Source organism: Chitinophaga sp. 22308, assembly GCF_052045305.1.
Taxonomy (GTDB): domain Bacteria; phylum Bacteroidota; class Bacteroidia; order Chitinophagales; family Chitinophagaceae; genus Chitinophaga; species Chitinophaga varians_A.
This window is the reverse complement of sequence record NZ_JBQEOP010000003.1, coordinates 284,314-305,972: the sequence shown is the minus strand read 5'-3', so window position 1 is coordinate 305,972 and position 21,659 is coordinate 284,314. Positions and strand designations below refer to the sequence as shown.

The 21,659-nt window shown below is 49.7% G+C and carries 18 protein-coding genes; 7 read left to right on the top strand and 11 right to left on the bottom strand.

The window, feature by feature from the left end:
• The first annotated feature begins 179 nt into the window (after window positions 1-179).
• Together kynU and ACTJJS_RS12925 are read left to right on the top strand one after the other, a co-directional pair.
• The gene (kynU, locus tag ACTJJS_RS12930) at window positions 180-1,448 is read left to right on the top strand and encodes a kynureninase (RefSeq protein ID WP_168871256.1); all 1,269 of its coding nucleotides are present in this window, start codon (window positions 180-182) and stop codon (window positions 1,446-1,448) included.
• Window positions 1,449-1,457: 9 nt separating this feature from the next.
• On the top strand, window positions 1,458-2,804 hold the full coding sequence (locus tag ACTJJS_RS12925) for a 2'-5' RNA ligase family protein (protein WP_440663967.1): 1,347 nt from the start codon (window positions 1,458-1,460) through the stop codon (window positions 2,802-2,804).
• A gap of 236 nt (window positions 2,805-3,040) precedes the next feature.
• On the opposite strand, the gene ACTJJS_RS12920 is transcribed toward ACTJJS_RS12925, so the two are convergent.
• The 3 genes from ACTJJS_RS12920 to ACTJJS_RS12910 form a co-directional block, all read right to left on the bottom strand.
• Entirely contained in the window at window positions 3,041-3,790 is a 750-nt protein-coding gene (locus tag ACTJJS_RS12920) for a head GIN domain-containing protein (protein ID WP_440663966.1), read from the bottom strand.
• Window positions 3,791-3,935: 145 nt separating this feature from the next.
• Window positions 3,936-4,253, bottom strand: coding sequence for a carboxypeptidase-like regulatory domain-containing protein (locus tag ACTJJS_RS12915; RefSeq protein ID WP_168871258.1), 318 nt, complete (start codon window positions 4,251-4,253; stop codon window positions 3,936-3,938).
• A 228-nt stretch (window positions 4,254-4,481) separates the two neighbouring features.
• Entirely contained in the window at window positions 4,482-5,222 is a 741-nt protein-coding gene (locus tag ACTJJS_RS12910) for a Bax inhibitor-1/YccA family protein (RefSeq protein ID WP_440663965.1), read from the bottom strand.
• 299 nt (window positions 5,223-5,521) lie between these two features.
• Between ACTJJS_RS12910 and ACTJJS_RS12905 the strand changes: the two genes are divergently transcribed.
• Together ACTJJS_RS12905 and ACTJJS_RS12900 are read left to right on the top strand one after the other, a co-directional pair.
• Window positions 5,522-7,369 (top strand): 2-oxoacid:acceptor oxidoreductase subunit alpha, encoded by a 1,848-nt coding sequence (locus ACTJJS_RS12905; RefSeq protein WP_440663964.1) that lies wholly within the window; start codon window positions 5,522-5,524, stop codon window positions 7,367-7,369.
• Window positions 7,370-7,551: 182 nt separating this feature from the next.
• Complete coding sequence (locus tag ACTJJS_RS12900) at window positions 7,552-8,142, top strand: DUF6134 family protein (protein ID WP_168871260.1); 591 nt, start codon at window positions 7,552-7,554, stop codon at window positions 8,140-8,142.
• Between the two features lie 141 nt (window positions 8,143-8,283).
• Here ACTJJS_RS12900 and ACTJJS_RS12895 read toward each other — a convergent pair whose 3' ends face one another.
• The 7 genes from ACTJJS_RS12895 to gldA all read right to left on the bottom strand — a co-directional run bounded on the left by ACTJJS_RS12895 (window position 8,284) and on the right by gldA (window position 14,060).
• Window positions 8,284-9,489 (bottom strand): nucleoside permease, encoded by a 1,206-nt coding sequence (locus ACTJJS_RS12895; RefSeq protein WP_168871261.1) that lies wholly within the window; start codon window positions 9,487-9,489, stop codon window positions 8,284-8,286.
• A gap of 116 nt (window positions 9,490-9,605) precedes the next feature.
• Window positions 9,606-10,325, bottom strand: a complete 720-nt coding sequence (locus ACTJJS_RS12890) for a YqjF family protein (RefSeq protein ID WP_440663962.1) — start codon at window positions 10,323-10,325, stop codon at window positions 9,606-9,608.
• A 34-nt stretch (window positions 10,326-10,359) separates the two neighbouring features.
• Complete coding sequence (nth, locus tag ACTJJS_RS12885; RefSeq protein ID WP_440663961.1) at window positions 10,360-11,007, bottom strand: endonuclease III; 648 nt, start codon at window positions 11,005-11,007, stop codon at window positions 10,360-10,362.
• 90 nt (window positions 11,008-11,097) lie between these two features.
• Complete coding sequence (locus tag ACTJJS_RS12880; RefSeq protein WP_168871264.1) at window positions 11,098-11,310, bottom strand: hypothetical protein; 213 nt, start codon at window positions 11,308-11,310, stop codon at window positions 11,098-11,100.
• A 109-nt stretch (window positions 11,311-11,419) separates the two neighbouring features.
• A complete protein-coding gene (locus ACTJJS_RS12875) occupies window positions 11,420-11,731 on the bottom strand; it encodes an FtsB family cell division protein (RefSeq protein ID WP_343744788.1) in 312 nt (103 codons plus the stop codon).
• 65 nt (window positions 11,732-11,796) lie between these two features.
• Entirely contained in the window at window positions 11,797-13,086 is a 1,290-nt protein-coding gene (gene eno / locus ACTJJS_RS12870) for a phosphopyruvate hydratase (RefSeq protein WP_168871266.1), read from the bottom strand.
• Between the two features lie 26 nt (window positions 13,087-13,112).
• Window positions 13,113-14,060 (bottom strand): gliding motility-associated ABC transporter ATP-binding subunit GldA, encoded by a 948-nt coding sequence (gene gldA, locus ACTJJS_RS12865; protein WP_440663960.1) that lies wholly within the window; start codon window positions 14,058-14,060, stop codon window positions 13,113-13,115.
• An 84-nt stretch (window positions 14,061-14,144) separates the two neighbouring features.
• Here gldA and ACTJJS_RS12860 point away from each other — a divergent pair, with 84 nt between their 5' ends.
• Together ACTJJS_RS12860 and bcp are read left to right on the top strand one after the other, a co-directional pair.
• Complete coding sequence (locus ACTJJS_RS12860) at window positions 14,145-15,839, top strand: peptidoglycan DD-metalloendopeptidase family protein (protein ID WP_440663959.1); 1,695 nt, start codon at window positions 14,145-14,147, stop codon at window positions 15,837-15,839.
• A gap of 25 nt (window positions 15,840-15,864) precedes the next feature.
• Complete coding sequence (gene bcp / locus ACTJJS_RS12855) at window positions 15,865-16,326, top strand: thioredoxin-dependent thiol peroxidase (RefSeq protein WP_440663958.1); 462 nt, start codon at window positions 15,865-15,867, stop codon at window positions 16,324-16,326.
• Window positions 16,327-16,390: 64 nt separating this feature from the next.
• On the opposite strand, the gene ACTJJS_RS12850 is transcribed toward bcp, so the two are convergent.
• Window positions 16,391-17,941 (bottom strand): SUMF1/EgtB/PvdO family nonheme iron enzyme, encoded by a 1,551-nt coding sequence (locus ACTJJS_RS12850; RefSeq protein WP_168871270.1) that lies wholly within the window; start codon window positions 17,939-17,941, stop codon window positions 16,391-16,393.
• Window positions 17,942-18,167: 226 nt separating this feature from the next.
• Between ACTJJS_RS12850 and porU the strand changes: the two genes are divergently transcribed.
• Window positions 18,168-21,566: a type IX secretion system sortase PorU gene (porU, locus tag ACTJJS_RS12845; protein WP_440663957.1), complete on the top strand. Its 3,399-nt coding sequence runs from the start codon at window positions 18,168-18,170 to the stop codon at window positions 21,564-21,566.
• Window positions 21,567-21,659: the final 93 nt, after the last annotated feature.

Below are 21,659 nucleotides of genomic sequence, written 5' to 3'. Positions count from 1 at the left end.
CCATATGATTATCGGACGTTAAATTTTTGACAGAAAACAGTCTGTTTTAAACAGTTATACAGGATTGCCTGTTTTATCTAGATTAGAATTATAGATTTTAGCGAAGGAAAGACACTGGTATCAACACGGGATACCCTCAGCCATTAAAACTAGGAAGACTGGCAAAAGATTGGAAGACCATGGAGTACGTAGCAACCTTAGCATTTGCTAAAGAGCAGGACCGGCAGGATCCATTAAATAAATTCAGGGAGCAGTTTTATTTTCCCCAACGAAAAGGAAAGGACGCAATTTATTTATGTGGCAATTCACTCGGATTACAGCCTAAAAATGTAAAATCAGCGATAGAACAGGAATTGGCAGATTGGCAGCAGTGTGCGGTTGAAGGATATTGGGCGGCCAAGAATCCCTGGCTTTATTATCAGCAGTATTGCAGTAAGCCACTCACAGCCATAATGGGGGCGAGCCAGCAGGAACTAACGGTGATGAATACACTCACTGTGAACCTTCATCTGATGATGTTGAGTTTTTACCGGCCAACCAAACAGCGGTTTAAAGTGTTAATGGAGGCAGGGGCCTTTCCAAGCGACCAATACGCAGTGGAGACACAGGTCAGGTTTCATGGTTTTGACCCGGAAACGGCCATTGTCGAGGTTTCTCCCAGGGCCGGAGAACATTTGATAAGATTAGAAGATATTTTAGATATTATTAACAAGGAAAGTGATAGCTTAGCATTAGTTTTATTCGGAGGGATTAATTATTACACCGGACAATATTTTGATATACCCGCTATTACAGCCGCTGCTCATCAGGCAGGAGCTTACGCCGGTTTCGATCTGGCACACGTAGCAGGAAATATTCCGGTGTCTTTGCACAATTGGGACGTAGATTTTGCCGTTTGGTGTTCATACAAGTACCTGAATGGTGGTCCCGGCGCGGTAGGAGGCGCCTTTGTGCATGAAAAATATGCCAGCGACCGCGGATTTCTCCGCCTGGGTGGCTGGTGGGGCAACGAAGAGAGTGCACGTTTTAAAATGGAAAAAGGGTTTGTGCCTAAGAAAGAAGCCGAAGGATGGCAACAAAGTACCGCACAGGTTTTCAATATGGTAAGCCTGAAAGCATCCCTCGAACTATTTGAAGCAGCCGGTATCGGCGCTTTGAGAGAAAAAAGCCAGGGACTGACCAATTACCTGGCGTTTTTGCTGCAGCAGTTGAAAGGCATTAATTTTGAAATTATTACACCTAAAAATTGTAATGAACGTGGCGCACAACTATCTTTGCTGTTCCTGGAAAAAGGAAAAGAGATACATCAGCAAATGACGGATGCCGGTATAATCGTTGACTGGAGAGAACCCGGAGTCATCAGGGTTTCACCGGCGCCGATGTATAACTCTTATCAGGATGTGTTTCATTTTTATGAAATCATAGCTAATATTGCTTCAAACGCTTAATTAAGTAAGATGAATTTTGAGAGAAACGAACGCCCCCGCAGGCCCTACTCTTCTGATACCAACAAAGAGAATGATCCCAACAAGGAGAGAGGTGACTACAGACCCAACTTAAACAATGAGCGGGAGGGTGGAAAACCCGACTACAATGGTGGCGACAACACAGAACGTCGTCCACGCACTGACTACAATCGCGAGGGTGGGTATCGCCCCCGTACAGATTACAACCGCGATGGCGGTGGTTACAATCGTGAAGGTGGCGGCGGCTACGACCGTGGCGGTGGATATGACCGCGGCGGTGAAGGTGGCGGCTACAATCGTGGCGGCGGCGGTTACGACCGTGGCGGCGGCGGTGGTGGTTACGATCGCGGCGGCGGCGGATATGACCGTGGCAGCGGTGGTGGTTACGATCGCGGCGGCGGTGGATATGACCGTGGCGGTGGCGGTGGTTACGACCGCGGCGGCGGTGGTGGTGGCTATAACCGCGGTGGCGGTGGTGGTTACGATCGCGGCGGTGGCGGCGGCTACGATCGCGGTGGCGGCGGCGGCGGTTACGACCGTGGCGGCGGCGGTGGAGGCTACAACCGCGGTGGCGGTGGTGGTTACGACCGTGGCGGCGGTGGTGGCGGCTACAATCGCGGTGGCGGCGGCGGTGGATACGACCGTGGCGGCGGCGGTGGAGGCTACAACCGTGGCGGTGGTGGCGGTGGCTACAACCGCGGTGGCGGTGGTGGCGGCTTTAACCGCGGCGGTGGTGGAAGACCACGTCCCGGAGGCCAAAACAGACGCTTCGAACCCAAACCTGATAATAAGATATACTTTATCGCACTGCTGCCAACTGCAGAAGTAGGTAAGGAAATCATCAAAATAAAACAGGAATTTGCTGAACAATACGGACCAATGTACGCATTGAAAGTATTGCCGCATATCACCCTGCAGGTACCTTTTACAGCCGATCCGGCACTGGAAAAAGCCTTCTGCGATGAACTGACGGAATTCGCAAAAACACAGGCTCCTTTCGAAGTGTCCCTGAAAGGTTTCGGTACCTTCCCGAACAAACAAAACCGCGTCCTGTTCATCAACGTGGAAAAAAGCGAAACCATGGCTACCATGCATCGTCAGCTGATCAACTTCCTGCGTAAGGAATTTGGCTTCAGCACCATGCTGGCACGTACCGGATTCACACCTCACGTGACCGTGGCCTTCAAAGACCTGGACGATGAGCAGTTCAACAAGGCATGGCCTGAATATGAAAACAAGGAATATGAGGCTACTTTCAAAGTAAACAACCTCTACTTCCTGCGTCATAACGGCAAATCCTGGGAAGTGCTGCAGAAATGCAAACTGGGCGGCGCATAATCATTTAGAAATTTAGTTATTTAGATATTTAGCCATTTGGGGATTCCCAAATGGCTAATTTTTTGCCCGGAATTCAGCTTGTTCAATAATGCAATACCCACTGCCCTGAACCCCCAATATGTAAACAACGAAATATCAAAATGAGTAAATAAAAAAGGGCCTCCGCTACAGCTGCAGAGACCCTTCTGTTGTATATACTGTGCATTTAAACAGTATAACAGTGCAGGTTATACGAATCAGATCTTTTTTACCTTACCTGATCCTTTAATATCGGTTTGTACTTTCTGTGGATTGCCGGCGTAAACTACATCGCCGCTGCCGTAAATGCCTACCGTCAAAGCATCCCGGACACTGATAGAATGATCGCCCGAAGCCCTGATAGTAATATCGGCCCGCTGCGTGTCCAGGTCCAGCGCCCGGACCCTGCCGCTGCCGTTAATGTCACTACTGAGGGAAATAGCCGTTCCCTTGATATCGAGACTGCCCGAGCCATTAATGCGTGTATGCAGCTCCTGCACGGCAAGCGCCAATGCCGCATTGCCGCTGCCATTGATCTGATACGAAAAATTAGAACTCCGTAAGGTGTCCTTATTATCAAGGTAGCCGGAACCGGCAAAGTTGATGCGTTGGTAACTACGGCTGTGTACATATACCTGGATAGGCATATGACGCCACAGCTTGACGCGGTTCCGCAACCGGATGAAAAGCGTATTGTTGCTGGTATTGGTCTCAACAGCGGCAATGACATTGTCTTCTGCCTTGATCTCAACAGCAGCCGTACTGTCCTGGATTAGATGCACTTCAAACGGACCGGATATTTCCACCTCTGAAAAAGGAGAGGTGTTGCGGGTTTCCGCAACGATATTGCCTGATCCGGCTATCTGGTCCCTGGCACAACTGCTCAGGATAAGGGTAAAGATCGCCAGCATCAGTAATAACCAGCTCACACTGAGACTGGTGTAGGTGATGATTGCTTGTTTCTTCATAAAAGTCATTTTTAGGGGGCTATGCAAAAATGACGGCTGAAGAAACAATTACCCCTACTAGGTACCTAAAAAAAATAAGCCGGCCGTACAGACGTACGGAACCGGCTTTTGATTAACCCCTATGAAAACCAACTATTGCTCTTGATTAATTTGTCAATTTGATTTCTCCTAAATCAGTAGACTTTCCATCTTCTACTTTTACTTCGGTAATGGTGGCTGGTTTAAAAGGTGCTTTCGCGCCCACAATTACCGTATAGGTCCCTGATTTGGCATTTTGAAAGTTAAAGGCACCATCATTAATGGGTGATTTTAACGTATCTGTTCCAGTGATAGCCAGTGCTTCAGTAGCGCCGTCCGCAGGTGTTACTTTACCCGCGATGGTACCACCATCAATTCCTTTGAAAGCAAAGCTTCCAAACGCTACTGCCGCCAATGCCAACATAGTTACTTTCAATTTTTTCATAGCACACGATTTAACAGTTAGACAATAAAGACTCTATGGTTAAAGTAAAGGTGTCAGCATATTTGCTATCGCTTTTTTGATGTAAAGAACTTGATGGTAGTTTTGCAAACACGGTGCCATAAAACCGCGGGCGAAATCGCTTTAACAAATCTTTTGGAAGACATTAACAAAACAAAAAAGTCTTCCGGTACACCGGAAGACTTTTGTTATAAGATGAAAAACGATCGTTTATCTTCTGTTTAATTTACTCAGCAAGCGCAGGATTTCGAGGTACAACCACACCAGGGTCACCAGCAGGCCGAATGAACCATACCACTCGAAATATTTAGGTGCGCCCATAGCTGCGCCCTGCTCGATCATATCGAAGTCCAGGATCAAGTTCAGCGCCGCGATAGCTACCACGATCAGGGAGAACACAATGCCGAAGGTGCCGCTGCTGTGGATCAGGGGCATATCGATATGGAATAAACGCAGTACCATCGCAATCAGGTAAAAGATACCGATGCCAAGGGTAGCGGTGATGATGATGGATTTGAAACGCTCCGTAGCGCGGATCACACCGGTACGGTACAATACCAGCATAGCGATGAAGGTACCGAAAGTGAGACCTACAGCCTGCAACACGATGCCCTGCCACTGCGCGTTAAACATTGCAGAGATACCACCCAGGAAAAGACCTTCCGCCAGCGCATAGGCCGGGGCCAGGTAACCGGACCACTCTTTCTTGAAGATAATAACCAGTGCCAGTATGAAACCACCAATGGCGCCGCCGAATACTAACGGAAGCACGTTGGAGCTGCCTTTTAAAAATTGACCATAAGAAAAAACTGCCGCCGCCATCAGCATGATCAGCAGAAAAGCCATCTTGTTAATAGTGCCACGGATGGTCATGGTAGAACCATCAGCATGGGCAGCCTTGTTGAAAATACTTTCTTTGAGTACAGGGTTGTTCGATTGAAACAATGCCATAAAATACAGTTTAAAATTATTAACGGAATAAAAATACGATTTGATTTGACATCCAGCGCCCGTTACCGCTGAATTTGTATTAAAATTAGCATTTATTGGCCAATAACCTATAGTTATCACCCATAACAAGAAGTAATGTGAATGGCCGTTTTCGGCGGCAATAGTCTACTGGATTTGTGTACTTTTGTAGGGAGATAAACATGATTTTGCGCAGGTTTGGCCAATAACATCCGCCGATTGCCTAAATTTACACCTTTATACAGAATACCTTATACTAAGATACCTTAAAAGAATAATAGATGTCTAATACTTCGATTCAACAACTGGATGATGTAGTGATAAAATTTGCAGGCGACAGTGGAGACGGGATGCAGTTGACAGGTAGCCAGTTTTCCAATAACACCGCGTTGATCGGCAATGACCTGAGCACGTTCCCGGACTTTCCGGCCGAAATACGGGCCCCACAGGGCACCCTGCCAGGTGTGAGCGGTTTCCAGCTTCATTTTTCTTCGAACAGGATATTTACCCCGGGCGACGCCTGCGACGTGCTGGTGGCCATGAACGCCGCCGCGCTCAAAGCGAACCTGAAAGGACTCAAAAAAGGAGGCATCATCATCGCCAACACTGATGGCTTCGATGCTAAAAACCTCCGGCTGGCCAATTACCCCGAAGGCATCAATCCGCTGGAAGACGGCTCTCTGGCCAACTACCAGCTTCATACCATGGACGTCACCAAGATGACCCGTGAGGCCCTGAAAGACTCCACGCTGGGCATGAAAGAGAAAGACCGCGCCAAAAACATGTTTGTGCTGGGCTTCCTTTACTGGCTGTACGACCGTAACATGGACAATACAGAGGCTTTCCTCAAAGAGAAATTCGGCAAAAAACCGGAAATCCTGGAAAGTAACCTGAAAGTGCTGCATGCTGGTTATAACTTCGCTGATACCGTGGAAGCCTTCACCACCCGCTACCGCGTGGAGAAGGCCCGCATGGAGCCAGGCACTTACCGCAGCATTACCGGTAACACGGCGCTGGCCTACGGCCTGGTAGCTGCCTCTCAAAAAGCCAATCTGCCGATGTTCCTGGGCACCTATCCCATCACGCCGGCTTCTGATATCCTGCATGAACTGAGCCGCTTCAAGAATTTCGGTATCCGCACCTTCCAGGCGGAAGACGAGATAGCGGGCATCACATCTGCCATTGGCGCCTCCTATGGCGGCCACATGGGCGTAACCACCACTTCCGGTCCCGGTATGGCCCTGAAAGGCGAAGCCATGGGCCTGGCGGTAATGCTCGAAATCCCGCTGCTGATCATTGATATCCAGCGTGGAGGACCTTCTACCGGCCTGCCTACCAAAACGGAACAATCAGACCTGTTGCAGGCTTATTATGGCCGTAATGGTGAATGTCCGATGCCGATCATCTCTGCTTCCACGCCGGCGGACTGCTTCGATGCCATTTTTGAAGCCTTCAAAATCTCGGTACAGCACATGACGCCTGTGATCTTCCTCAGCGACGGCTACATCGCCAACGGTGCAGAGCCATGGCGTTTCCCGAAAAGCGCTGACCTTCCGGCCATCGAAGTGAAATTCAAAAAACAGCTGGAAGAAGGAGAGGAGAATTTCCTGCCCTACCACCGCGATGAGAATCTGGTACGCCCCTGGGCCGTGCCCGGCACCCCTGGCCTGGAACACCGCATCGGCGGCCTTGAAAAACAGAATATCACCGGTAACGTTAGCTACGATCCTGAAAACCACCAGCTCATGGTGAAAATCCGCCAGGAAAAGGTAGATAAGATCGCAGACCATATTCCGCCACAAAAAATTGAAGTCGGCCCGGAAAAAGGAAAAGTACTGGTGCTCGGCTGGGGCTCCACCTTCGGCGCCATTAAAAGTGCTGTGCTGGACCTGCTGGCTGAAGGCCATCAGGTGGCCCATGCCCACATCCGCCATATGCGCCCGTTCCCTAAAAATCTGGGTGAAATCCTCCACAGCTACGATAAAGTACTGATACCGGAAATCAACAACGGTCAGCTGATCAAAATCATCCGTGACCAATACCTGATTGATGCACAGGGATACCATAAAATCATGGGCGTGCCCATCACCAAAGGGGAATTGATTACCCGCATTAAGGAAATGTTATAAGAAAACATACATTAATACGTTATATAGGCCAGGGGCGCAGCGGAAAATATCTCCACTGCGCCCCTGCTGTATGAACAGGACAGGGCAGGCGTCAAACTTCAGGGATTTTTTGTATTTTCAATAAGGGGACTATTACAGCTACCTCCCCTCTGATGTTAATTTTTTGGTTTAAGTCTCTATTTATGAAATGCCTTTTTCGTGTATTGTTATGCGTTGTAGCGGTAGCTGTATTCTACCTCCCGGTACATGCCCAGACGACCACTTTTGAAGTCCGGATCGCCAATCATGCGGTGGGTACTATCGAAGCACAACGTAAAGTAAGTGGATCTGCCAAGAGTATCACAATTAAAACCCGTATCCAGACGCTATTGGCGAAGATCAACAGCGACATCCTCAATGAGTACGATAATAACGTGCTCACCCTCGCCAAATCCACCCGCGTGGCGGGTAAAAAAGGGGAGGACAAGGAAACGACCACGCGTCGTAACGGAAACGACTATACGGTGATGCTCAATGGCGCCCGTTCGGTGATAGATAATACGGAAATAGCCCATTGTGTGGCTGATCTTTATTTCTCAGAACCGAAACAGGTGTCCCGCATTTTCTCTGAAGCACTGGGGAAATTCCTGCCGCTGCACCCCCTGGGAAGCGGGCAGTATGAGCTGGTACTGCCGGAAGGGAAAAAGAATATCTATAAGTATTCCAATGGAGTATTGACGGAAGTGGAAGTGAACCATACTTTTGGCAGAGCGCTGTTCATTAAGACAATTTGATTATCTGGGTATTTTATCATTCAACGAAATCCGACGCCTTCTTTACCCTGCCATATTTCCAGTTCAACGACTATGGTAAAAAAAATGCAGCGAAGCCTTGCCTCGCTGCATTTTTTTGTTCCGATGATAGTATCTGAAAAATCAGGCGGTTTTTTCCGTTTTGTCCTGGAAGAGCAGCATGAACAATACCAGTACAGCAGCAGCGATACCGGCAGGAATCAGCCAGACACCCTGCCAGTTGTGACCGCCGGCAGTTTTATAAGACTCTACGATAGGACCGGAGATCAGGAAACCGATCAGCATGCCCACACCATAGGTGGCCAGCGTGACGAAGCCCTGTGCGGAGCTCTTGAATTCTTCTCCTGCCAGTTTATCGGTGTAGATCTGACCGGTAACGAAGAAGAAGTCGTAACAGATACCATGCAGCACAATACCCACAATCAGCATCCAGTAGTTGGAGTCCACATTACCGTAGGCAAACAGCACGTAACGCAGTACCCATGCCAGCATACCCAGTGCGAGCATCTTTTTAACACCCAGACGGGAGAAGAAAAGCGGCATCACCAGCATGAAGAAAAATTCAGACATCTGGCCAAGGGACTGCTTGCCGGCAGCAGCTGTCATACCGATCTCGTTCAGGAACGGATTGGTGAAGTTGTAGTAAAACGCCAACGGAATACAGATAGCAATGGAGGCGATGAAAAACAGCAGGTAAGAGCGGTTCTTCAGCATCCGGATAGCATCCAGTCCGAGGATTTCTTTCACGGAAATCTGTGTGCCTTTTTTCAACGGAGGTGTTTTAGGCAGCGTAAAGCTGAAAAGGCCCAGCAGCAGGGAGGCGCCGGCGGCCATCTTGAAAGTGAGGCCCAGCGTGTTGTTCTTCTCCCAGTTGAGCCAGCCGATCAGCAGGCCGGCTATGATCCAGCCAATAGTGCCGAACACACGGATCGTGGAAAAGTCTTTGCTGGGATCGCTCATCTGCCGGAAGGAGATGGAGTTTACCAGTGCCAGCGTAGGCATATACAGAATCATGTACACCAACAATACAGGATAGAAGCTGTCAAAGCTGGTCATGCCGGAGCAGGTCCATAACAGCGCTGCACCGATCAGGTGAATGGCACCCAGGATCACCTGGGCGGAAATAAAACGGTCCGCAATAATACCCACGATAAAAGGCGCAATAACCGCCCCAATAGATTGGGTGAGGAACGCAACGCTCACCTGGTTGGCATTGGTGTCCTGCAGATTTTTTAACACGAACGTACCTAATGTCACAAACCATGCTCCCCAGATAAAGAATTCGAGGAACATCATGAAGGACAATTGTACTCTTACGGCTGATTTCATAACGTTTTTTTAGCTTTATTTAATTGCATCTGAATGAACTGCTTAAGATAGCAAATTATTATAAATCGCTTCAAAATTTATGATGGAAGAAAAAAACGAACGGGGTTTCCGGCAGTTCAGGACCGCAGTTTCCGGCCATGCATGACGGCGATCGGCGAACCATTGGCCAGCAGAGCGGATACCGGCGCCTGTTCCAGTACAGGGGCGAAGGCCGGGCCGTAGAGCCGGGAAGCGTGGCAGCGGTAGTCGTAATCAATCACAGGGTGAAGGTCCCATTTCGGGTGCGCCACTTCGTACTCGCCCGTAGTCTGATGGTCCAGGCGGGTGTAGCCCCAGTAGTGTTCCGTGATAAAGGCGGCCTCACTGCCTTCCACCAGTGGCTGCGGCGTGGCAAACGCGGTGGCCTTCAGGAAGTTGGTCTGACCGGCTACATCCCATTCGTACCGGACGTGGAGGGTATCAGTGTCAGGTTGCTCCCAGCGGTGGCTCATCCTGTGGGTAGCGTAGTTTTCTTTATAGAGGGTATTGGCCACCAGGGTGATCAGCGGCTTGGGCACCAGTTCACGGATAAATACCACGCCGCGTTTCCACTGGCCCTGGTCTTTATAACGCACGTAAAAGCGAAGGTTTACCTCTTCAAATGTGCGATGGCCGGGAAAACCGATGCCTTTGACTTTCGTGTCCTGGAACAGGAAGCCGACGAGACTTACATAGTGAATATTGTTCCAGGTGTCCGGCTCGGTATGGGCCGGGAGATAGGGCCGGAGCGTGTTGGCATCCGCGGCGAAATTGAGCATGAGCAGGTTACGCCAGCTGGCAGTAAGGAATGGGCGCATACAAACGATTTAGGACTGAATATACGGCAGCTGTTTATTGTGCCTTGGTGATTTGCTGGTAATATTTACAGGCCGGGCGCAGACCGCATTCCCCGCATTTGGGATTACGGGCCACACAGATATAACGGCCATGCAATATCAGCCAGTGATGGGCAATATATACTTTTTCCTTCGGGATATATTTTAGCAGCTGCAGTTCGGTTTGCAGTGGTGTTTTGGCATTGGTGGTGAGGCCTATGCGGGCTGATACCCTGAATACATGGGTGTCTACTGCCATATTGGGTTGCTGATGCACCACCGAGGTGATCACATTGGCTGTTTTACGCCCCACGCCGGGCAGTTTTATCAGCTCTGGTACCGTGCTGGGTATTTCTCCGTTGAAGTCGTCCATGACCATCTGTGCCATCCCGATCAGGTGTTTGGTTTTATTGTTAGGATAACTGATACTGCGGATGAGCGGGAACAGGTCGTCGAAAGTGGCTTTACTCAGCGCTTCAAGGTCCGGATAGCGGTCAAATATGGCAGGAGTGGTCATATTCACCCGTTTGTCGGTACATTGGGCGGAGAGGATTACGGCTACCAGCAGCTGGTAAGGATTGTCATAAATCAGTTCTGTTTCGGCATGAGGTGCATGTTGCTCGAAATAGCTGATAACGAATGCAAAACGCTCTTTTTTGGTCATGCCGTAAAAATAGGAAAAATGGGTCGATAACCGCACGTGGAAGTTGCAGCACAATCGACAGGTATGTAAGGTCTCAGGGTGTGTACCGGGTTATGGTTTCTCCGGTTTACTGGCAGCGTAGTCAAAGATCAACCGGAGTGTGGCGGCCCTGGGAGAAAAACGGACAGTGTCGAGGACGGCTTTGGTGTCCTCGAAGCAAGCCTGCTCTTCCCGGGTCAATGATACTTCCTGTTGTGAACGTTTGAGATCGCTAGCAGTAACAAGACACAAGGTGGAGAGGGGAGATAGTGTAAAATTACTCATGCAATATAGATTTGTTAAGAGAATCGTATCCTACTTTATAACGACAGAAGGGTGCAATGTATTGTTAATTTAAGATAAAATTTTATGATTACGGGGAGATCAGAAACAATTACTGCTGGGGGGCGGGGCTGATAATGAACAGGTCTTCATTGTCTTTCTTCATAAAGTATTTCTCACGGGCGAATTTCTCCAGTTTCTCAGGGCTGGACAGCAGCTCCTGCTGTTCTTCTTTGGTTTGTTTGATCTCTTTGATAAAAAACTCTTTCTGGTTTTCCAGCTTGTTGACTTCAGACTGGAACTGGTACTGGTACATCAGGTTGGTCTTGTCCAGAAAGGCGATCCATATAACGAAAGCAAGGCCTGTAATAAAGAATTTGTTCTTTATGTAGCGCGGCAGTTTTATGGATTTAAGAAAAGACATAATGCAATTTAGGGATTTTTTGCATCACGGAGGCGATGCAAAAAATCCCTAAATAAAATGGTTTATTATTTTTTCACGCTGATGGCGTTGGTAGGATAGATCGCTACTTCGCCCAGTTCTTCCTCGATGCGGAGCAGCTGGTTGTATTTGGCCATACGGTCGGTGCGGGAGGCAGAACCGGTTTTGATCTGGCCGCAGTTCAGTGCTACTGCGAGGTCAGCGATGGTCGTATCTTCAGTTTCGCCGGAACGGTGGCTCATGATGGAAGTATAACCGGCTTTGTGGGCCATGTTCACTGCATCGATGGTTTCTGTAACAGTACCGATCTGGTTTACTTTGATCAGGATGCTGTTGCCGATGTTTTTGTCGATACCTTCTTTCAGGCGTTTTACGTTGGTCACGAACAGGTCGTCACCTACCAGCTGTACGCGGCTGCCTACTGACTCGGTCAGTTTTTTCCAGCCGTCCCAGTCGTCTTCTGCCATACCGTCTTCGATAGAAACGATAGGGTATTTGCTGCACCATTCAGTCCAGTAAGCCACCATTTCATCGCTGGTGATTTCTTTCTGGGAGCTCTTATAGAACTTGTATTTTTTGGTTTCTTCGTTGTACATCTCGCTGCTGGCGGCATCCAGGGCGATAGCGATTTGTTCGCCCGGAGTGTAACCTGCTGCTTTGATAGCTTCCAGTACAGTTTCGATTGCTTCTTCGTTGCTCTGGATTTCAGGAGCGAAACCGCCTTCGTCACCTACGTTGGTGCTGTAGCCTTTGCCTTTCAGTACAGATTTCAGTTTGTGGAATACTTCCACGCCCCAGCGGAGACCTTCAGAGAAAGTGGAAGCGCCGATCGGAACGATCATAAACTCCTGGAAATCAATTTTATTGTCAGCGTGTGCGCCACCGTTGATGATGTTCATCAGGGGAATTGGCAGAGTGAAGGCGTTTACGCCGCCCAGGTAGCGGTACAGGGGCTGGTTGCATTCTTCTGCTGCTGCTTTGGCTACGGCCATGCTCACAGCCAGGGTGGCGTTAGCGCCCAGTTTGGCTTTATTAGGGGTTCCGTCCAGGGAAATCAGCAATTTGTCAATACCTGCCTGGTCTGTTACTTCCCAGCCAACCAGTTCTTCTGCGATGATCTCATTTACGTTCTTAATAGCTTGCAGTACGCCTTTTCCGCCATAAACGCTTTTATCGTTGTCACGCAGTTCTACGGCTTCATGCTTACCGGTAGAAGCGCCGGAAGGCACGGCAGCGCGGCCAAAGTGACCGTCTTCGGTGGTTACGTCTACCTCAATTGTGGGATTACCGCGGCTATCGAGGATCTGCCTGGCATGGATTGCTGAAATGGTACTCATAATTCAAAAGTTATAATTGTTAGCTATTAGCGGTTAGCAGCGGGCGTTTCACCTGTTGGCTCCACGCGCTTTGTTATCTCCCGGAAAATAGATTCCAGGCTTTGTGAATTGCTCTGCAAAGAAAGGATGTTCCGGTTATTAATCAAAGCAAATTGTAACAGGTTTTTTCGCACGGTATCTACTTCGTTGGTATACAATTGCCATGTATTGCCATCCTGGGCTGCCGCCCGGGAAACGCCGGGTATCTGCAAAAGCTCGCCGGTACTGGCGGGTTCCCCGAAGGTCACCTGAATATAGCCACCAGTGGCGTTCTGTTGCTGAAGATTGACCAGCTGGTCATCTGCCACTATCTTTCCTTTGTTGATGATGATCACCCGCCCGCAGAGCGCTTCCACTTCCTGCATAATGTGCGTGGACAGGATTACCGTCTTGTCGGTCCCCAAATCCCTGATCAGCTGCCGGATATCGGCCAGCTGGTTAGGGTCCAGCCCGGTGGTAGGCTCATCCAGGACCAGCACTTCGGGATCATGCAGCAGCGCCTGTGCCAGCCCTACACGCTGTTTGTAGCCGTTGGACAGCGCCCCGATTTTTTTACGGCTCTCCGGCAACAGGCCCGTCATATCAATTACCCGGCGGATGCGCGCGGCACCTGCCGTGCCCAGCTGATGCACGCCGGCAATGAATTCCAGGAATTCCTTCACGTACATGTCGTAATACAACGGGTTGGATTCCGGAAGGTATCCTACTCGTTTGCGTACTTCAAGCGACTGGCCCACGATGTCATATCCACACACGCTGGCAGTGCCGCTGGTAGGAGGCAGAAAACCGGTGATCATTTTCATGGTGGTGGACTTGCCCGCCCCGTTAGGGCCCAGGAAGCCGGTTATTTCCCCTTTCTTCAGTTCAAAGGAAATAGCGTCCACTGCCCGTTGTTCGCCATAGACCTTACTCAGTTGTGATACCAGGATAGACATGTAGGATATACTTGTTTTGCGGCATCTAATGTACGGAAGAAATTACGTCTGTCAATTCCTATTTTTTTTCTACCATTGCATATTATGAAGAGAGTCATTGGCTTATTTTGCTTACTACCGCATTTATTACAGGCACAATCCGTTCCCGAAAAGAATTACCCAAAAGGCTATTTCAGGAATCCCCTGGAAATCCCCATAGAACTGGCTGGTAACTTCGGTGAATTGCGCCCCAATCACTTCCACTCCGGCATGGACATCAAAACGCAACAGCGGGAGAACATGGCGGTGCACGCGGCGGCAGATGGTTATGTAAGCCGTATCGGCGTATCACATACCGGCTTTGGCAATGTGCTGTACATTACCCACCCCAATGGATATACGACCGTATACGCCCACCTGAACGCCTTTTTCCCGGCTTTACAGGCCTATGTGAAAAAACAACAATACTCCAATGAAAGCTGGGCCAGCGACCTGTCTGTCCCGGCAAATATGTTCCCTGTGAAGAAAGGCGACTTCGTTGCCTGGAGTGGCAATACCGGTGGCTCTGCCGGCCCGCACCTGCACTTCGAAATCAGGAACACACAAACGGAAAAACCACTTAATCCGCTGCTGTTCGGGTTTAACATCGCTGATACCCGGCCACCGGACGTTTATCGTATAGCCATCTACGATAGGGACCGCAGTGTCTACGAACAACAACCAATGATACTGCCGGTGAAAAAAGTGGGAGATCACTACACGACCGCTCAACCGGTAGTGAAGGTACGGGCCCATAAAGCCGGACTGGGCATCAACGCTATTGACCGCATGAACACAGCACCTAATACCTACGGCATCTATGAAGTGTTCATGTACAATAATGATGTGCCGGACATCGACTTCCAGCTGGACAACATCGGATATGATGAAACCCGCTACCTCAACGCGCACATCGACTATAAAGTGAAAAAAAACAACGGGCCCTACCTGCAACTGTTGTTCTCTGTACCGGGCAATGAACTGGATATCTACCACGACCTCAAAGGCGATGGTACCATCAACCTGTCAGACGGACAAGTGCACGAAGTAAAGCTGCTGGTAAAAGACGCCTATGGCAATACTTCCACCGTGAAACTGAATCTGCAACAGAGTGGTGAGGAAACACCGGAGAAAACCTGCGCCAACCCCATGTACCCGGATTCCCGCAATATCTTTGAAAACAACCAGGTGGAATTCTACCTCGATGAACGGGCACTGTATGACCAGATCTGCTTTAATTACCAGGAGGTTCCTGCTACTTCAGCTAAATATTATTCCAATATCTACCGGCTGCATACGCCGGTGGTGCCGGTTCACGATTTCTTCGATGTGCGGCTGAAGCCCACGAAAGCAGTGCCGGAATACCTGCAACCCAAAGTGGTGATGGTGCGGGAAGGCATGGGCAGCAACAGTACTTCCGCTACCACCAAAGAAGACGGCTGGTATAAAGGCAGTTTCCGCGACTTCGGCAATTTCCATCTGGAGATAGATACTGAAGCACCGAAAGTAACACCGGTAGGCGTGAAGCCCGGGGCCAACCTCTCAAAGGCCGCCAGGCTCTCTTTCGTGATGAGCGATGCCAGCGGCATCAAAGACTTCCGCGGGGAACTGGATGGTAAATGGTTGCTGTTTTCCCGCAAGGGCAACGTGCTCACCTATACGTTTGATGAACATTGCCAGCCAGGCAACCATACCCTGGTCATGAAGGTGACAGACGTTGCCGGTAACGAAGGCAGCTATCACCTGTCTTTCAAACGCTAAATGATCTAATTTAAAAAATCGCGATATGGCAAACTTAAAGGAAGGCGATAAAGCGCCGGTATTCAAAGGCAAAGATCAGCACGGAAAAACCGTGTCACTGACGGACCTTAAAGGCAAGCGCGTAGTGCTTTACTTTTATCCGAAGGATATGACGCCCGGCTGCACGGCACAGGCCTGCAACCTGCGTGACAACTACAGCACACTGACTAAAAAAGGATATGAAGTAATTGGCGTCAGCACTGACAGTGAACAAAGCCACTTGAAATTCATCGAAAAATATGAACTGCCTTTTACCCTGCTGGCAGATGATGATCACAAGATCGTGAACCAGTATGGTGTTTGGGGCGAGAAGCAGATGATGGGCCGGACATACGACGGTATTCACAGGACCACTTTCCTGATCAATGAAAAGGGTGTGATCGACCATATTATCAAAAAGCCGGACACCAAAAACCATACGGAAGAAATTCTGGAACTCTGGAAGTAGTAGCGTACAACGCATAAAAAAAGCCGCAAAGTAATTTGCGGCTTTTTGTCTTTTATGAAGATGATTATCTCTTCTGTCTTTGTTTTTTGAACAGGTTACCTGTTTTGAATTTGTTACCCTCAGGGCTGCCCACGCGGTCCATCGCGCAACGGAAGCCTACTGTGTTGGTAGCCATGTTTTCCTGCATGTAACGACGGGTACCCGGAGAGAGCCAGTAAGCACGGTCGTTCCAGCTACCACCTTTTACTACGTGAGATTTGTCGTTGATCAGGGTGGTTACACCGTAACCGTATTCCACCTGGGAGAGGGAGTCACCATCGAGGTAGTTGATAACGTCACCTTTCTGGTAGTTAAGACGGTTGGCACTTTCTTCGTCCGTTACGTCACGCATTTTCAGGTGGCCCAGGCTGTCTTTTTCAAACTCTTTGTTTTCGTTCTGATAAACAGTCTGGAATTTGTTACCACGGAAGTAGTTGAAGTCTTCACCATCAATCGGGTTGAGTGGCCTGTACACGTCCAGTACCCATTCAGACACGTTGCCGGACATATTGTAGATGCCGAAAGTGTTGGGGTAGAAGGAGCGGGTAGGGCCCGGGATGGAAGCACGGTCGTTCAGACCACCGGCCACACCCATGTTATCACCGGAACCACGCTTGAAGTTGGCCAGGAACTGACCCTGCATGGTGCCGCGGCGGATATCACGCAGGCCGCTGGTGTTGGTGCCCCAGGAGTACACCTGTTTGTTCATGATCAGCTCTTCCCCGTGTTTGCCTTCTTTTTTGGAAGGGCCGGGGTTTTGGCCGATATAACCCAGTGCAGCGTATTCCCATTCTGCTTCTGTAGGCAGGCGGTAGGCTGGCAGCATGATACCATCTTCAAACTGGGCGGTACGCGGAGTGCCGTCCGGATTTTTGAACTGGTCTTTGGTAGACTTGGACATTTTGCCAGGGGTACCTTCATACAGGCCGGCGCTGTAGGCTTTGGTATCAAATGTATTGTCGTCTGACTGGTTGGTGATATCTGCTTTGGAAAGCAGGCCCTTGTCCATCAGCAATTTTTCGTTTACACGGTTGGAACGCCATTTACAGTAGTCAGTAGCCTGTTTCCAGGTCACACCTACCACCGGATAGTCGTTATAGGCCGGGTGACGGAAATAGTATTCCACCAGGGGCTCGTTATAAGCCAGTTCACTACGCCATACCAGGGTGTCCGGCAATGCGTTGCGGTATACGTCCGGGAAAGACTCCCCATAAACACGGGCGAGCCAGAACAGGTATTCGCGATAGTGTACGTTCGCTACTTCGGATTCATCGATGTAGAAAGAGGAAACTGTAATACGACGTGGAATGTTGTTCCAGTCGCCCATTACATCCTGCTCTGTGGCACCCATGGCGAAAGTACCGCCCTGTACAAACACCAGACCCGGTCCGGTTTGCTGGTTTTTATTCTTGGCTACGCTGAAACCACCCATTTTCTGGTCGTTATAGTTCCAGCCGGTAGCAGAGGAAACTTCTTTCTTTTTGCCGAAAAGTCCTCCACCGTCCTTGTGACAGGCAGTCATGGATAGCATTACGCCGGTACCAACGAGCAATGATAAAGAGGTTAATCTACGCATGCGATACAGCTTTAGTCGATTATATTTACAGTAAACGCAAATGTAATCTTTTTTATTTTATGGCGAAAAAAATTAATTTGTAATTTGCCCTTGCCAGATCCGCCCCCGGTAACAACCAAGAACACGACAGCAGCGAAAATTAAGAGATATATTTCAATTTTTTATCTTATATTTTCTCTACATTACACCGGCCTTTCAGGAAGGATGGAAAAGGGCTATCAAGATAATGAAACCTTCGAATATTTTTCCGGCGCTACTGTTATTTTTTCTATATCACTGCGGCAGCGCTACCGGACAGACCGTACCCCGTACCTATAAAGATCATAGCGTACTGGCATCAGGCCACTGGTATAAACTGTCAGTGGCTGCTCCCGGCATTTATAAAATAGACCTCCCGCTGCTACAACAACTCGGGATAGATACCCGGCAACTGCCATCGGGCAGTGTACGGCTCTTTGGTACCGGCGGCGGTATGCTGCCGGAGCCCAACAACCAGCTCCGCTATGACGACCTGCCGGAAGTAGCGCTTCAGGTACAGGACGGGGGCGACGGACAGCTGGACGGTAACGACTACCTCCTTTTTTATACGCCCGGCCCTCACCGTTGGCAATGGGACCCGCTGAAGCCCGGGTTTGTACATCAATACAACCTTTACAGCGACGTGGCCACCTATTTCCTGACCATCGGGGACAACGGTGCCCGTATAACGCAGGACAGCAATACTCAACCGGCCGGTAATAAAACTTATGCCTTTGACTTCCACACCTTTTATGAAAGGGACAGCCTTAACTTCCTCAGCAGTGGTAAACAATGGTGGGGGCAGGAATTCGGTAAAGTGATCGGGAACAGCCGCTCCTATAGCTTTTCACTGCCGGGGTCGCCAGTAGGCCCGGTGACCGTCGCTTTCCGGGCCGCCGCACGCGGCGCCACTGGCAGCAATTTTAAGGTAAGCCTGAACCAGGCCGCCGCCGCCAGCGCGTATTTGTTGCCCGTAGGCAGCAGTGTCTTTGAATCTTATGCCACCGCGGCATACGCCTCTGGTACCGCCACCGTTGGCGGGGATATGCTCACAGCAGGCGTAGACTTCCAGCCGGGCGATCTGAACGCCCGGGGATGGCTTGACTACCTGGAGCTGACAGCCCCTTGTCCGTTACGGATGCCTGCCGGCGGCGTACTCGATTTCCGCAGCACTACCGGTGCCGGCCGTACGCAGTACCTCCTTGCTAACGCTACTGCACAAACGCAGGTGTGGCAGGTGACAGACCCGCTTAAACCGCTGGCCATGACCACGGCGCTGCAGGCTGACACCCTGGTTTTTACGGGAGATGCCGGACCTTTGCGGGAATATATTGCTTTTAATACGGCGGCAGTCATGCGGCCGCTGCCTGGCGGACCGGTGATCAACCAAGACCTGCACGGCCAGCCCGGAGCAGACCTGCTGATCGTGACCCATGAAACTTTCCTGGCCGAGGCGGAACGGCTGGCAGCATGGCGCCGCTCCCGCGACGGACTGCGGGTGGCCGTGGTAACAACTGTCCAGGTATTCAATGAGTTTGCATCAGGGACACCCGATCCTACTGGCATCCGCGATTATGTGAAGATGCACTATGACCGGGGCGCACATCCGAAATACCTCCTGCTGTTCGGGGCGGCCTCCTATGATTATCGCCAGCGGATAAAAAATAACACCAACCTGGTGCCTTCCTGGCAAAGTGATGCTTCACTCGATGCCATTCATTCCCATGTGTCAGATGATTTCTTCGGATTGCTGGACGACGCGGAAGATATCACAAGAACGGATATCCCGAATCTGCTGGATGTGGGTATCGGGCGGTTGCCTGTGCGTAACGTTTCCGAGGCCAGAACAGCGGTAGACAAAATTATCCGTTACCAGCAGCCGCGTTCCTTCGGGCCGTGGCGCAACCGGATAACATTGGTGGCTGATGATGAAGACGACAACCTGCATTTGCAGGATGCTGAAATCATGGGCAACACCATCGCAAAAAACAATCATCTCCCTAATATCAGTAAAATATATGTGGATGCGTATCCGCAGGAAAATACCAGTGCCGGGGCCCGTTCACCGGAAGTGACCAAAGCCGTCAACAATAGTGTTAACGCCGGTGCGCTTGTATTGAACTATAGTGGTCATGGCAGCAGTAACCGTCTTGCAGAGGAAACGGTGATGGACGTAAATAGTGTGCAGGACTGGAAAAATGAGCAGCAGTTGCCGTTGTTGATCACCGCCACCTGTGACTTTGCGCCATTTGATGATCCTGGCATTAACTCACTGGGAGCGCAATTGCTGTTGCAACAACAAAGTGGCGCTATTGCGCTGATGACCACTACGAGGGCTGTTTTTGCCAATTCCAATCGTATCATGAACGGTAATTATCTCGAAGCTGCATTCACACCGCAGGCCGATGGTTCCATGCGTAGTTTGGGCGCAGCCATACAGGATGGCAAGAACAAAACCTATGCTACTTCCGGTGATGTGATCAACAACCGCAAGTTCCAGCTGCTGGGAGATCCTTCGCTGACACTGGCTTTTCCACAGTGGCAGGTGATAACGGACAGCATCAATGGTAGGAAGGTAACAACGGAAACGGATACCCTGAAAGGGTTGCAACATTGTATTATCAAGGGGCATATCGCCGATGCGCAGGGCAATGTGCTGCGTGATTATAGCGGTACGCTGAACACGGTGATATATGATAAGCCGGCCACACACCGCACCCGTGGCAATGATCCCCGCAGCCAGCCGGCAGATTTTCAGGTACAGGAAAATATTTTGTTTAAAGGCACACAGACCGTGAACAGGGGCGAGTTTACCGTAGCCTTCACAGTGCCTGCGGACCTGTTGCCGGGAAAAGAAAAAAGTAAGATCAGTTATTACACCAGCAATACCACTGCAGACGGTGGTGGTTACTTTGATGGATTTTTTACAGGTGGCTTGTTGCCCGAAGCACCGGCAGATATCACCGGCCCTGATGTAAAAGTATGGCTCGACAGCAAGGCATTTGTCAGTGGAGATATGACCGGTCCATCGCCGTTGTTGATGATAGATCTGACAGACAGCAGCGGCATTAATGTATCAGGTAGTAATCCGGCACATAGTCTGGTGGCAATATTGGATAGTTCAGAATATTTGATTTTAAATGATTATTTTGACGCATCTTTGGACAGTTACCGGGAGGGACAGGTGCGTTTTCAGTTGAGCGGATTGCCAGCAGGAGCACATCGTATTACCATTAAAGCTTGGGACACCTATAACAACAGCACTGTAAAAACGATTGCCTTTAAAGTTGCGGCCCCGGGGACACTGGCGGTAGACGAAGTTGTCAACTACCCAAATCCTTTTCATGATGTAACGAGGTTTTCTTTTTTGCATAACCAGCAGGGACAACAATTGCAGGTGGATTTACAGGTATTTGCCACGGATGGAAAATTGGTAAAGAAAATGCGCAGCACAATATTTTCCGGTACAAGCCGTTTTGATGGAATCCCCTGGGACGGTAGAGGTGATTCAGGAGCAAGGTTACCCGCCGGAATTTATATCTACCGGCTGATTATAGGCAGTAATGGTCAAACCAGGGCATTGGGTGGAAAAATGGTATTATTTTGACCTATGCATGGGAGAGCAGATTTGACATGATCCCTTTATCAACCCCCTCCGTTTCATTTTAATATTAATAATTAAGCTTATTTTTACACCCTA